Source organism: bacterium, assembly GCA_021372615.1.
In the GTDB taxonomy this organism is placed as follows: Bacteria; Armatimonadota; Zipacnadia; order Zipacnadales; family UBA11051; genus JAJFUB01.
This window is the reverse complement of record JAJFUB010000146.1, coordinates 32639-45573: the sequence shown is the minus strand read 5'-3', so window position 1 is coordinate 45573 and position 12935 is coordinate 32639. Positions and strand designations below refer to the sequence as shown.

General features: G+C 68.1%; 12 protein-coding genes. 11 read left to right on the top strand and 1 reads right to left on the bottom strand.

From position 1 onward, the window contains the following. Positions 1-33: 33 nt before the first annotated feature. On the bottom strand, positions 34-1581 hold the full coding sequence (locus tag LLH23_21190) for a hypothetical protein (protein ID MCE5240985.1): 1548 nt from the start codon (positions 1579-1581) through the stop codon (positions 34-36). A 241-nt stretch (positions 1582-1822) separates the two neighbouring features. Between LLH23_21190 and LLH23_21185 the strand changes: the two genes are divergently transcribed. From LLH23_21185 to LLH23_21135, 11 genes are all read left to right on the top strand, one after another. Continuing rightward, complete coding sequence (locus LLH23_21185; GenBank protein ID MCE5240984.1) at positions 1823-2428, top strand: DUF1559 domain-containing protein; 606 nt, start codon at positions 1823-1825, stop codon at positions 2426-2428. 119 nt (positions 2429-2547) lie between these two features. Next, a complete protein-coding gene (locus LLH23_21180; GenBank protein MCE5240983.1) occupies positions 2548-3165 on the top strand; it encodes a DUF1559 domain-containing protein in 618 nt (205 codons plus the stop codon). 122 nt (positions 3166-3287) lie between these two features. After that, a complete protein-coding gene (locus tag LLH23_21175) occupies positions 3288-4322 on the top strand; it encodes a Gfo/Idh/MocA family oxidoreductase (GenBank protein MCE5240982.1) in 1035 nt (344 codons plus the stop codon). Continuing rightward, positions 4309-5202 (top strand): hypothetical protein, encoded by an 894-nt coding sequence (locus LLH23_21170; protein ID MCE5240981.1) that lies wholly within the window; start codon positions 4309-4311, stop codon positions 5200-5202. The genes LLH23_21175 and LLH23_21170 overlap by 14 nt, the downstream gene beginning before the upstream one ends. Before the next feature lie 14 nt (positions 5203-5216). Further along, positions 5217-6314: a M20/M25/M40 family metallo-hydrolase gene (locus tag LLH23_21165; protein ID MCE5240980.1), complete on the top strand. Its 1098-nt coding sequence runs from the start codon at positions 5217-5219 to the stop codon at positions 6312-6314. A 65-nt stretch (positions 6315-6379) separates the two neighbouring features. After that, positions 6380-7585, top strand: coding sequence for a TIR domain-containing protein (locus tag LLH23_21160; protein ID MCE5240979.1), 1206 nt, complete (start codon positions 6380-6382; stop codon positions 7583-7585). Between the two features lie 121 nt (positions 7586-7706). Continuing rightward, positions 7707-8717: a Gfo/Idh/MocA family oxidoreductase gene (locus LLH23_21155; GenBank protein MCE5240978.1), complete on the top strand. Its 1011-nt coding sequence runs from the start codon at positions 7707-7709 to the stop codon at positions 8715-8717. Between the two features lie 13 nt (positions 8718-8730). Next, entirely contained in the window at positions 8731-10092 is a 1362-nt protein-coding gene (locus LLH23_21150; protein MCE5240977.1) for a hypothetical protein, read from the top strand. Between the two features lie 78 nt (positions 10093-10170). Beyond that, the gene (locus LLH23_21145; GenBank protein MCE5240976.1) at positions 10171-10836 is read left to right on the top strand and encodes a histidinol phosphate phosphatase domain-containing protein; all 666 of its coding nucleotides are present in this window, start codon (positions 10171-10173) and stop codon (positions 10834-10836) included. Beyond that, positions 10817-12106, top strand: coding sequence for a hypothetical protein (locus LLH23_21140; protein ID MCE5240975.1), 1290 nt, complete (start codon positions 10817-10819; stop codon positions 12104-12106). The genes LLH23_21145 and LLH23_21140 overlap by 20 nt, the downstream gene beginning before the upstream one ends. Continuing rightward, positions 12106-12798, top strand: a complete 693-nt coding sequence (locus LLH23_21135) for a hypothetical protein (protein ID MCE5240974.1) — start codon at positions 12106-12108, stop codon at positions 12796-12798. The genes LLH23_21140 and LLH23_21135 overlap by 1 nt, the downstream gene beginning before the upstream one ends. Positions 12799-12935 lie beyond the last annotated feature (137 nt).

Below are 12935 nucleotides of genomic sequence, written 5' to 3'. Positions count from 1 at the left end.
CCCAGGGCTGCAGGGCGGGGAGGTCACAGGTCGTCACCTGGCCGCTGGCGAGCGTCTGCTCGGCAATGAGCCCGCTGTAGTCATGGCTCTCCTCGGCCGCCGCATGAGCCGCCGCCTCGTAGGGGCGGGGCGTGATGAGGCTGACCTGCACCGGCTGGCCGGCGAAGAAGACCTGCGGATTGAGGCTGATGGTGAAGGGCTGCGGCCGGTCGGACCAGTCCACCAAGTGCACGACGACCGGCGCTTCGGGACGGCCGGGCAGCGCCCGGGCGACGGCATAGACCTGCTCCGGGCCGTCCATACGGTCACGGGGCGCGTCTCGGGCGTCCACCGCCCCTCGTCGAGCGCGCCGCCCAGTACGACCGCTTCCTCGTAGTCGTCGAAGAGCTGCGGGCAGGCCCGCACGAGCCCGAACAGGTCGGCGGTGTCCGCCGGCCGCCCGAAATAGCGCGCCGGGACCTCGCCCCGGACAGGCAGATACGTGTCCCAGGGGGCTTCGATGTGCATCCCCAGCGCGTAGCAGGTGGCGATGGTCTGCCGGGTGCGGCGCACCCACTCGGGCGTCTCGGCAGCCTCGTGGCGTAGCGGCATCGTCACCGACTGGCCCTTGCCCAGTTCCCGGGCCCGGCGGAGCGCCTCAGCCAGCGACTCCGGCGAAGCCTGGCTGTAGTTCAGTTCGCCGATGTAGAAGTCGAACAACTGGTGGATCGGGCCGAAGTCGCTGGCGCCGTTGTTGGACGAGACGGGCACATGGCGCCCGGCGTGCCGGTCCAGCTCGGACCGCCACCAACGGTGGAACTCAATCGTGGACTGCTCCTGGAAGCGGATGAACTGGTCCTTCAGGTAGTCCCGTGGGACCTGCGCGAAGGCATCGCCGACGGGCGCGCCCCCCTCGCGCAAGTAGGCCGCGTAGTCGAACTGCGCCAGGCTGGCCACCCCGAGCCTCGCCAGTTGCTCGCGGTCGCCGCGTTGCTGGAGATACTCGCGGAAGCCGGCCAGGCAGTACGGGCAGAAGCAGCCGCCCCAGTTCGTGGCGTTGAGGTTCATGCTGGGGTCATCGCGCTGGATGTCCCGGACGCCCATGTCCACGAGGCTCTGCACATAGGCCAGATAGCCCGCGCGGGCCCGAGGGTTGTTGACACAGTGCCACAGCGCGTGCCCCGACCACGGCCGCATCCACGGGGCCTCCACCGCCTCGCCGTTGAGATTGAGCGCGCTGAAGGCCATGAACCAGTCCGCCGTCGTATGGTCCACGCCGGCGAGGGTGCCGTTGGCCGCCGCGCCCGAGACGGTGCACCCCAGCGCCTGCGCCTGTGCGATGAACTGGGGCGTCAGGCTGTAGGTCCACTCCAGGCGCGTCACGTGGAAGTCGCGAAGGGCCTGCAGCGTGTCGTAGGGGCTCTTCTGGCTGGCAGTGCGCGGGACGAGACTGCGCATGCAGACTTCACTGGCGCGCAGCATCCCCGGGTACTGCGGCGTGCGCTTGGCACAGTCAGACAGATGGCAGACCAGCGGGGGCGCAGCCTGGGCCATGGCCATCGCGGCCGCCAGGCATGCCAGCACACCAATACACTTGTCCATGCCGGAGCCTCCGGTGGGAGGGGGATGGGCGCCTTGCGTCGCGGAGGGACTCCGCCAGAGCTTCCCCCGCAGCCCCGCCATGACCTCCCGCAAGCGTCGTGACGACGCCTGCCTCCAGGCGCCATAGGGAGCGAAGTTCCGCGGGCGCGGGCCACAGCGGAAGGAAACCGCAAGAGGACGGCGAAAAAAGGAATGGAGCGGTTCGTATGCTCGTTCACATCCCGGTCGGGAGGTGGCTCACATGCGCCGTGGTTTCACCCTCATCGAGTTGCTGGTTGTGATCGCCATCATCGCTATTCTGGCGGCGATCCTATTCCCCGTCTTCGCCAAGGCCCGTGAGAAAGCCCGGCAGACCAGTTGTCTGTCGAACCTGAAGCAGTGGGGCCTGGCGGCCATGCAGTACGCTCAGGACTTCGACGAGCGGCTCCCCAAACATGGCACCAAGTGCGGTGGCGCAGGCGCGAACCAGCTCGACGTATGCCAACTCAACAAGATGCAGCCGTACGTCAAGAACACCCAGATGGCCACCTGTCCAAGTTCGAGTAACACCTGGGGCATCGGCTGGAACATCGGCATGCGGGACAACAGCATCGGCCTCGCCATCGGCACCATCGTGTCGCCGGCTCAGACGGTCATCATGGGCGATGGTGGGCGCAACGCGCCGTTCATTAGCGGGCGGGACCCGGGTTCGTGCCCGGTCACCGAAGGGGTCACCAACTGGGGCTGCATCCCGCTGCGCCACAATGACGGCGCCAACTACATCCTGGCTGACGGCCACGCCAAGTGGTACTCCTACGTCAACATGCGCGGGGCCGAAGCCAACGGCAGCCTCACCTGGCATCCGTAGGCAGCCGGAGAGCACTGCGACGCCTGTAGGCGGCATGACGTGTCGTCCTCGGTAGGCCGCCGGGTACACCCGGCGGGCCAGGTCGCGCGTGCACCTCCCTGTGAGAGGACTGATCGCGCATGCGCCGCGGCTTCACGCTCATCGAGCTGTTGGTGGTGATCGCCATCATTGCCATCCTGGCGGCGATCCTGTTCCCCGTCTTCGCCAAGGCCCGTGAGAAGGCCCGACAGACGAGCTGCTTGAGCAACGTGAAGCAGCTCATACTTGGGGCGCTGCAGTATGCGCAAGACTACGACGAACGCCTCCCCAAGCACGGCACCCGCTGCAACGCGCCGGGTGTCGGGGGCGACGGGACGGGCAACCCCGACGACCGCTGCCAGTGGGACAAGATTGAGCCGTACGTCAAGAACACGCAGTGCCGCTATTGCCCCAGCGGGTCAGGTCTCCGCTATGGCTGGAACATCGACGGGGGCATCACCCCGGGGGCGGCCCTCGGGGCCTTCACCATGCCCGCGTCCACGGTGCTGATGGGTGACACACAGTACACCGGACCGTACTTCCGGTGGGGTACACCGGGCCGCTGCCCCACGGGCCAGGGCATCACCAACCTCGGCTGCGTGCCCACCCGCCACAACGAGGGGGCGAACTTCGGGATGATGGACGGCCATGCCAAGTGGTACTCGTACCAGAGCATGGTCGGGTCGGTGGCCAGCGGCGCCATTCGGTGGTCCCCCTAGGCCAAAGTGCCGTCGCGCAGACGTCCCGGGCAGGCAGCGATGCCTGCCCGTCTGATTCCCAGGCAGGGAATCCGCAGCCCCGGCGCGAACCTGCCTCCATCACATTCAGCAGGTGATCTGCCATGGTCGAAGCCTTTGCCCCGGGGAACCTGAACTACGGCGTCGTCGGCGTGGGCGTGCAGGGCGAGTGCCACGTCCAGTGTGCCGCTACTGCCCCCAACGCCACCCTCGTCGCGGTCTGCGACCTGAACGAGGAGCGCGCCCGCGCCATGGGCCTCAAGTATGGCGCCAGGCACGTGTTCACCGACTACCGCGACCTGTTCGCACGCGATGAGATCGAGGCCGTCTCGCTCGTGCTGCCCGATCATCTACACCGCGAGGTCGCCGAAGCGGCCCTGGCGGCCGGGAAGCATGTGCTGCTGGAGAAGCCGATGGCGACGACCGTTGCCGACGCCGAGGCCATCCTGGCCGCCCAGAAGGCGTCGGGCAAGCAGCTCATGGTCAACTGGTCCAACCGCTGGATGCATGCCTTCGCCCAGACGAAGGACGCCCTGGAGCGGGGCGAACTGGGCGACCCGATGTACTGCTACGCCCGCCTGAACAACACGCTCTACGTGCCCACGCAGATGCTCTCATGGTCGCGGAATACCCGCCTGCCCTTCTGGCTGATCTGCCACCGCTACGACATTGCCCGCTGGTACTTCAAGTCCGAGGCCAGGCGCGTCAACGCCGTCTGCCGGTCGGGGAAGCTGCAGAGTCTGGGGATTGACACCCCGGACTTCTACCAGGCCACCGTCGAGTTCGAGAATGGCTGCGTGGGCAACTTCGAGAGCTGCTGGATCATGCCCGAGAGCATGCCGTACATGGTGGACAGCAAGTTCGAGTTGATCTGCAGCGACGGCTATGTGAACATAGACCCGGCGCTGCCGATGTTCCAGTTCGCCACCAACGCCAAGGCCGCGGACCGCGGGATCCTGTACGGGCAGGTCATGGGCGTCCCGGTCGGGTTCGTCTACCAGGCCTTCCAGCATTTCGTGAACTGCTGCCTGAAGGACGAGACGCCGCCGATCACGGGGGAGGATGGCCTGCAGATCACGAAGGCCCTAGTGGCGATGGTCGAGTCGGCCGAGACGGGGCAGCCCGTTGATCTCGCCTGACGAGCCCGTGGTCGTGGACCTGTGGCCGGAGTTCCTCCAGCTCCGGCGTGCGCAGAGCGGTCTCGAACCGGCTGAGCAGGTCGCGGCCTGGCTGGCGCAGCTCCAGCAGGCGGAGCCCGAGATCCACGCCCGCTATGCCGCCGCGATGGTTGAGGATGGGCAGGACTGGGCTGACGACTTGCTGCAGCGCCATTGGCCGTCACTGCCGGAACGGATGGCGCCAATGGCCGAGGCGCATGACCGCATTCTGGACGTCTTCGCGCCGACCGCCGAGCGGACACGCGAGGCCCTCGGCACCGACCTGCACCCGGTGCTCGTCATCATCCCGGTCGGCTACGGCGGCTGGGCGACCACATATCAGGGAAAGCCCGCGTGCGACCTCGGCCTCGACACGATTGTGGAGCTGGGATGGTGGGAGCGCCCGGAGACGCTGGCGGGGCTGATCGCGCACGAACTGGGACACCTGGCACACTACCGGTGGCGCCAGGAGAGCATCGAGTACCATGTGCGCGGGCCCTTCTGGGATGTCTACGATGAGGGCTTCGCGCAGGTGTGCGAGGGGCTGATCCAGGGCGGTGAGGTCTACCACCTGGCATCGTACCAGCCCAACTGGCTGCAGTGGGGCCGCGAACACCGCGCCATGCTGGCGCACGAGTTCCTGCGGCGGGTGGACGCCGGCGAATCTCTTGCGGGCTTCTTCGGCAGCTATCCGGAGCTGAGCATCGAGGGCTATCGGGAGATGGGGTACTTCCTGGGGCAGGAGATCGTGGGGGCGTGGGCGGCGGAGCAGGGCCTGCAGCCGGTTGCCGTCATGCCCGAAGACCAGGTTCTCAAGGGCGTCCGTGAGGCCCTGAATCACCTCGCAGCGGAAAGCGAATAGCACAGATGAACGACTTGACCCGAGCACTTCTCGACGAGATCCTGGTGACGCACTCCCCCTGTGGGCGGGAGGAGGAGGTCGAGGCCATCGCCTTGCGGCGCTTCGGCGAGTACTGCGACGAAGTCTGGCAGGACGCACACAGCAACATCATCGGCAAGATCGCCGGCGAGTCGTCCGCCGACGCCACGCTGCTCATGGCGCACAAGGACGAAGTCTCGACGATGGTGCGCAAGATAGACGACGACGGGAAGATCTGGTTTGAGCCGCTGGGGGGCACCGTGCCCTGGCGCTGTGGCGAGGGCCCGTATGATGTCCTGGGCGACGAGTGGCTCACCGGCATTCTATCGGTGGGCAGCACCCACAGCAGCCATCTCTCCCCGCGGATCCACAAGGCGAAGCACGAGAAGCCTCTGGACTGGGAGACATGCTATCTGGACTGCAAGCTCAGCAAGCAGGAGCTGGCTGAGCGAGGCGTCGGGGTGGGGAGCCTGGGGTGCATCTCGCGCCTGCGCAAGCAGCCGCTGTACCTGCGCGACAAGTACGTCGCCGGGCGCGCCCTGGACGACAAGGCCGCCCTGGTGTCCCTGTTCGTGGCCATGAAGGAGATCAAAGCGAGCGGTCGGCGCCCGCCGCTGGACGTGTACTTCGCCGCCACCGCCAGCGAGGAGATCGGCATCTCCGGCGGGGCCTACGTGGTCCGCAGCCTGATCGCCGACCGCACCGTCAACACCGTCATCGCCGCCGAGATCGCCCCCGTGGCCGAGGAGTACCCGACGGTCCTGGATGAGCGGCCTGTGATCCTGATGAAGGACGCCATGTTCGTCTATCACCCCGGGCTGTGCCGCGAGCTGACCCAGACGTGCGACCGTCTCCGCCTGGGCCACCAGGAGATCGTGGTGCGGTCCTTCGGCAGCGATACGAGCATGACGGTGAAGTACGGAACCATCGGCCGCGCCGGCTGCGTGGGCTTCGCCACCGAGAATACCCACGGCTGCGAAGTGGCGCTGGTCGCGGCCATTGAGAACGTCGGGAAGCTGCTGGCGGGGTTCGTGCTGGGGAAGAACCCGGTGCGGACGAAGCGGGGCGGCAAGACGAAGCGGGCGAAAGGGTAGTTGGGGCGCGAGGGCCTGGAGGCTGGCGGTCCTGCGGTGCGCCTGATAAGGGCGGGGGTGAGAGTATGTCGGCTCTGGTATTCGTCAGTTACAGTCGGCAGGACCCTAACAACGCGATGTGGTTCAGTGCGCCAGGCGAGCGCAGGAGCCTGATCCCGTGGCTGGATGCGGCGCTCGGCGCGGAGGTGGAGGTCTGGTGGGACACAACAGGCCTTCCCCCCGGCAAGAAGTGGCGCGAGTTCATCGAAGCGAAGATCGCCCAGGCGGACGTCGCGCTCCTGCTGGTGACGCAGTTGTTCTTGGCCTCGGAGTTCGTACAGGGCGTGGAGCTGGACCTGATTGGGCGTAGGGGGGACGATATTGAGATCGTCCCCGTGCTCATGGAGCCTTGCGACGGGCCCAGGGCCTCCTTCTTCAGGGACCTTCAGTTTGTCCCAGTCGTGAACGGCGAACTCATGCCGCTCATACGGTGCACACAGGACGACAGCAGCTGGACGGACGTGCGGTACCATCTGATACTGAGTGCCGTCCGGGACGCGCTTGCATCCGCTGCAGGGCGCGCTCCACAGCGCTCTACGCCAGGGGTGCAGGCCGACGAGGGCCTCCCTGAGCCGGCGGCCGAGCCAGAGCCAGAGCCAACAGCAGAGCCAGAACCGGCGCCGGAACCGGCGCGCGCGGCGGAACTGGCAGTGGAACCAGAACCGCAACGCGAGCCGGTGGCCGAACCCCAGCCACAGGCAGCGGCGGTGACACGGTCCGTCGGCCACTGGCGGCGTCTGCTCGCCACGTGCCGCGCTGCTGTCGGTCGCGTTCACGTTCCCTGTGGTCCCAGGCGCAGGTGGGCGATCGCCGCGCTGATCGCCACGCTTGTGGTAGTGGGCGGGGGCCTCACCGTCCAGCACGTCGGGTACCCATACCTGGCGCGCTCGTGGGCCGTCCTCTACTGGCGACTGCTCACCGTAGAGACGCCGAACGACGCCAGCGTGAGGTACTATCTGGGGCTGGCCTACTTGAAGACGGGCCGCACCGAGGAGGCCATCCGTGAACTGAGGTACGCGGTCACGTTGAAGCCCAGTTCGGCCGACAGCACGTGGGTGCTGGCATATGCATACGCGACCGTAGGGCAGCAGGACAGCGCGGTCTATTACTTCAAGGTGTATCTTTCGCTAGAGAAGGAAGGGGAACGGGTTGCCGAACGCGCCAACTACGCGCGCGCGTACCTGGCGGCAGCCGGCGCCTCGTACGAGGGCAGTAACAGCGCCACCTACTAGTTGTTGTCCGCATACGCGCCCGCCGCGTCGCTGAGTACGGCTGTCGGCCAACCGGGACGCCGGGCAAACCAACCCGGCTGCAGCGTGCCCCAACCAGCCAGATCCGGAGGAGTTGAGCAGAATGCCCAATGGACTCAAAGCTGCCGTCATCGGTCTGGGCATGATGGGACAGCGTCATGCCCGCATCTGGAAGGAGCTGCCGCAGACCCACCTGCTGGGCGTCTATGATATCGTGCCGGAGCGGACGCAGGAGTGGGCGGGCACACTGGACTGCCAGGCGTGTGGGTCGCTGGAGGAACTGCTGGCCCTGCCGGGGCTCGATCTCGTCAGTATCTGCACCGACGACCAGCTTCATGTCGCGCCGTGTGTGGCGGCTGCGGCGGCGGGGAAGCACATTCTGGTGGAGAAGCCGCTGGCCACCTCGGTGGCCGAGGCCGACACGATCATCGAGGCCTGTCGGAACAACGGCGTCCTCCTGATGGTCGGACATGTAGTGCGCTTCGACCCGCGCTACCAGGTGGCCAAGCAGGCGATTGACGCGGGCGAGGTGGGGGATGTCGTGCAGGTGTTCGGGCGGCGCAACAATGTGGTATCCTCAGGACGGCGCATCGGCTCGCGCACTTCGGTGGCGTTCTTCCTGGGGGCGCACGATCTCGACCTCATGCGCTGGTTCTGCGGCAGCGAGGTCGTGCGCGTCTACGCCGAGAGCGCGAGCAAGGTCCTCACCGACCTGGGGTGCGAGGACTCGATCTTCACCGTGCTGAAGTACGCCAACGGGGCCGTGGGATGCCTGGAGACGTGTTGGGTCGTTCCCGAGGGCGTGGCGAGCACCCTCGACGCCCGGCTGGAGGTCGTGGGGAGCCGGGGGCGGGTGGCGGTGCGCGTCGGGGGAGAGGGGCTGGAGGTGTCCGGCGCGGAGCGCGTCAGCCGCCCGGACGTGACCTATGGGCCGATCCTGAACGACCTGCAGTACGGGGCGCTGCGCACGCAACTTGAGCATTTTGCCGACTGCGTCCGGCAGGGACGCGAGCCGATGATCTCGCCGGCCGATGCCCGGGCGGCCGTCGAGGTGTGTGAAGCCATCCATGAGTCACTTCGCACCCAGCAACCGGTCGTCCTCCGACCGGCCTGAGGGAGGCTGCCTTATGAGACCCGGACCATCGCTGACGGTGTTAGTGCTGACGGCCCTGTGCCTGGGCGCGCTCACGGGGGCCTGGGGCGCCGACCGGCCGCTGCTCCTGATGGAGTTGCCAACGGACGGCCCGGTGTCTCCGGCGGTGAAGGCCGCCTACACGGCGCTGCAGCCGCAGTACGACATCTGGTGGCTCAAGGTGCACGAGCCGGCACAGCACGACCGCCCGCCGGCGGCACTCGTCGTCGGCACCGGAGCCAAGCTCCTGAAGGAGACCAAGCTCGACTTCGGGGAGTTTGTGCGCAGCGGCGGTGGCCTGGTGTTCGTCGCGACCATGTCGCGTGACGAGCGCGACGCCAACAACGAGTTCTTGCGCCGGTTCGAGGTGCGGATTGGCCCGATCCAGGGGCCGGGACAGGAGCTCAAGCTGCTGCCCCACGCGGTCACGAGCGACATCACTGACCTGCCCGCGCGGACCACGCGTGGCGCCTTTGTTGCCGACGCCCTCGAGCCGATCGCCCTGCTCGACGGCAGTCCGGTGGCCGTGGCCGGAACGGTGGGCAAGGGGCGCGTGGTGGTGCTGGCGCAGCCGCTCGTGGCCATGGACGATGCGTCGCGCGCTCCCGGATCGCCACAGGCGCGGCTCTTGGCACAGGCCATCGCCTGGGCCGCTGGTCAGGGCCTGGCGCCGCCCAATGGGGGCATCGGCGCCGGTCAAGCCGCCACCGAGCCCGCCGCCGCCGCCGATCTGACCCAGAAGGCGGTCGTGGACCTACCGGAGACTGAGCCGTGGCAGGGCGTCGTCGGTGTCCTCGGGCGCCAGCTCGGGGCCGTGGGCCTGCCCGTGGAGCCGCTGCGGTATGAGAAGGACACGCACACGCTGGCCGAGGTGCTGCAGGGCCGTCCGGCCCTCGTCGTCCTCGGCTCGCACCGGGACTTCGACGAGGCGGAGACGGCCGCGCTGGCCGACTATGTGAGCTTCGGCGGCTCCCTGCTGGCCCTGGGCTTCGACGACGGAGCCAAGAGCCCGGCGAAGCGTGTGTCGGCACTCAACCGGGCCCTCGGCGAGTTCGGTATCAGCTTCACCCTGGGGCGTCCCGCCGGCCAGGGGGTGCTCAAGCACCACCCGATCACCGAGGGGATGGGGCAGCCGGGGCGCGTCGGCGCCGGTGGCGCAGTCTGGGCCTTCGCCGCCTGGCCGCTGGCCACGGTGGGCGAGGAAGTCGTGGCGAGCGCCCACGAGTTCCGGGAGGGGCGGATCGTCGTGCTGGACGCCTCGACCCTCCTGCCCCCGGGGCCCAAGGAGCAGCCCAACTCGAGCGAGTGGTTCCAGGGGCTGCTGGTGAATGCCGTGCGGTGGCTGACTGGCAAGTAGCAGCGCTGGGTCGCGGTCGGTGACCGCTCCCACAGGCGGGGCGGGTCGCCCGCCCAATCCACCAGAGACGAGGCCTGCATGGTCTACGATTTCCACACTCACACGTTCCTCTCCGATGGTGTGCTGTCGCCCATCGAGCTGATTCGGCGATGCACCGTCGTCGGGTACGGGGCCCTGGGCATAGCGGATCACTGCGGTGCCAGCACCATGGAGCGCATCATCGCCGAGGTGCGCCGCGATGCCGAGCTGGCCGCGCGCTACTGGGGCTTCCAGGTGCTGGCTGGCGTCGAGCTGACCCACGTGCCGGCAGCTTCCATCGCGGAGTTGGCGGCCCAGGCGAAGGCGCTCGGGGCCGACCACGTGGTCGTGCACGGCGAGACGCCGGTGGAGCCGGTGGAACCGGGCACCAACCTGGCGGCAGCCAGTTGCGCCGATGTGGATGTGTTGGCCCATCCGGGCCTGCTGTCGCCCGAGGCTGCCGAGGCCGCCGCGGGCAATGGCGTGTTTGTGGAAGTCACGGCCAAGGACGGGCACTCGCTGGGTAACGGCCACGTGGCGCGGACCGCGCTGGCCGCCGGGGCCAAGCTGCTGGTCAACAGCGACACCCACGTGCCCGGGCACATCCTGACCGAGGAGTTCGCGAAGCGGGTGGCGCTGTGCGCCGGCCTGGCCGAGACCGACCTGCAGCGCGTGCTTGTGGAACACCCTCAGGAGTTGATCGAGCGTGCCATCAGTCGGCGGTAGGACCCGGACCGAGATCATCCTGCGCGTGGCGCTCGTGGTCGCGGCAGCCAGCCTGGCCGTAGCGCTGAGCGGCTGCGCTTACGGCGGCGCCGGCGGCGGCGCCCCCTCGGTCGTCGTGGATTTCTACGTGCGCATGGCGGGCACGATCAACGACGCCTTCTACTACTTCATCCCCATTGACGCCGACGGCGACGACGGCGATGACGGTCCCGTGCCTGTCGCCGCCGGGCCGTACTGGGAGAACGGCTGGGGCACCGGGTCCTTCACCCACTACATTGAGTACCACCAGGGCCAGTACACCCTCTTCCGCGTGAACTGCCGGCTCGAACTGCGCAACGCGGGCGGCGGCATCACCGCTGTGGGCGGCACCCCCACGGGCTCGACCGTCGGGGTCAGTACGCTCACCGTCCAGAGCGTCAGCTTCGGGGCTGTCACGGTCTCGGGCACGGGCATGGTCGCCTCGGTGGCCAACGCGAGCTTCCAGGCGGCCGGAACGCTGACGCTGGCGACCAATGCCGCGGGGGAAGTCGTGGCCGGGTCGGTCGTCTTTGCCCCGGCCGCCTCGGGCGGGCGCGCGCTGACCGCCGCCGAGCAGTCTGTCATCACCAACCTGAACGCCGGGGGCGTGGCGCTGCAGGCGGACTCGCTATCCGGACTGGGGCTGACCCTTACGCTCAACGCCGCCCAGGCCGGGACTCAGACCCTGACCATCGCGCCGACCACCGCCACGGTCCAGAACCGCTTCGAGCCCGAGAGCGGCAGCACTGAGACGACCACGGGCACGCTTCAGGCCAACACCGTCAACGGGGCGAGTAACACGGTGATCCCCGGGGGGACGATCACGGCCGCCGACTTCGTCCAGGGCGGGACAGCGACGGTCCGCAAGGACCTCTCGACCGTGGGCACCTCCCTGGGGCCGCCGTATCAGTACACGCTGCCGTCGGGGGGCACCATCCTGCGCGCGACGGTGGACGTGTCCTCTTTGGGTGACGACATCCCTGATCTGAGCATCAATGTCATCACCACCAACGAGCTGATCTTCGACGAGAGCATCACCGACCCGGACCAGCACACCTACGACGGCCTGGGGCGGCTGGGCAACCGCTACGTGACCTTCCCGACCGATCAGTACCAGACGATCAGCAACAGCTCGGGGCTGTTCGAGCAGGAGACTTCGGGGGACTCCACCCTCACCGGCCCCGCCACGGCCGAGGAGCGCAACCAGGTGGACATCGTGGACTGGTCCATCACGATCCGCCGGCTGCAGTGATGCTGACGACCTATGCCCGCCAGGACGATCCCGAGTACGCGCGACGGGGGGACCCCGCGTACTGGCACCCCGCCTACGCAGCGGTGCTGGCGACCTGCCGCGCCCCCCTGCGCCCCCTGGGTGACTTCATCATTCACCTCACCTACGGCCCGATCATCACGCGGCGCCGGCCCCCGGAAGCCGCGGACGGGGTGGCGCTCGTGCAACAGGGACAGATCGGCGTGGCGGGAGTGGACCTGCAGACGGCCACGCGCGTGCCATACGACTGCCCGTGGGACCGGCCCTCAGCCCGTCTGCAGCCCGGCGACATTGTCTTCGCGCGGTCCGGCATGGGGTCTCTGCTCAAGAACCGGCTGGCCGTCTTCCTGGACGAGACGCCGGCGGTCGTCGGCTCTTTCGTGGACCTGATCCGCCTGGACGGACTAGACCCGTGCTACGCGATGCTATACCTGAAGTGCGACCTGGGCTGGCTGCAGATCCACCGCCTGCTCAACGGAGTGGCCCTGCCGAACGTCAGCTTCGACGAGATTCGGGCTCTGCAGGTGGCTGTGGCGCCGGCTGAGCTGCAGGAGGAGTGCCGGAGGCGGTACCTGGAGACCATCGCCCCACTCCAGCGGCTCGACGCCCCGGAGGCGGCGGCCCGCCTGAAGGCAACGGCGCGTTGGCTTCAGGACGAGTTGACCCGGCCCTAGGGCGCCGCCGAGGGCGGTTTGCATAGGCAACTGGCTTCGGCTATAATAGCTACGTTACGCAACTGACGTCGGGGGCAAGTCCTCCCGGCTTGTCGCATCACCAGTGGGCCGGGCATACCGTCGGGTTTGCCCGGCCC

Bases quoted from the DNA above. Each gene is read 5' to 3' on its own strand.
- LLH23_21190 (MCE5240985.1), bottom strand. From the start codon at position 1,581: ATGGACAAGTGTATTGGTGTGCTGGCATGCCTGGCGGCCGCGATGGCC.
- LLH23_21185 (MCE5240984.1), top strand. From the start codon at position 1,823: ATGCGCCGTGGTTTCACCCTCATCGAGTTGCTGGTTGTGATCGCCATC.
- LLH23_21180 (MCE5240983.1), top strand. From the start codon at position 2,548: ATGCGCCGCGGCTTCACGCTCATCGAGCTGTTGGTGGTGATCGCCATC.
- LLH23_21175 (MCE5240982.1), top strand. From the start codon at position 3,288: ATGGTCGAAGCCTTTGCCCCGGGGAACCTGAACTACGGCGTCGTCGGC.
- LLH23_21160 (MCE5240979.1), top strand. From the start codon at position 6,380: ATGTCGGCTCTGGTATTCGTCAGTTACAGTCGGCAGGACCCTAACAAC.
- LLH23_21155 (MCE5240978.1), top strand. From the start codon at position 7,707: ATGCCCAATGGACTCAAAGCTGCCGTCATCGGTCTGGGCATGATGGGA.
- LLH23_21150 (MCE5240977.1), top strand. From the start codon at position 8,731: ATGAGACCCGGACCATCGCTGACGGTGTTAGTGCTGACGGCCCTGTGC.
- LLH23_21145 (MCE5240976.1), top strand. From the start codon at position 10,171: ATGGTCTACGATTTCCACACTCACACGTTCCTCTCCGATGGTGTGCTG.
- LLH23_21135 (MCE5240974.1), top strand. From the start codon at position 12,106: ATGCTGACGACCTATGCCCGCCAGGACGATCCCGAGTACGCGCGACGG.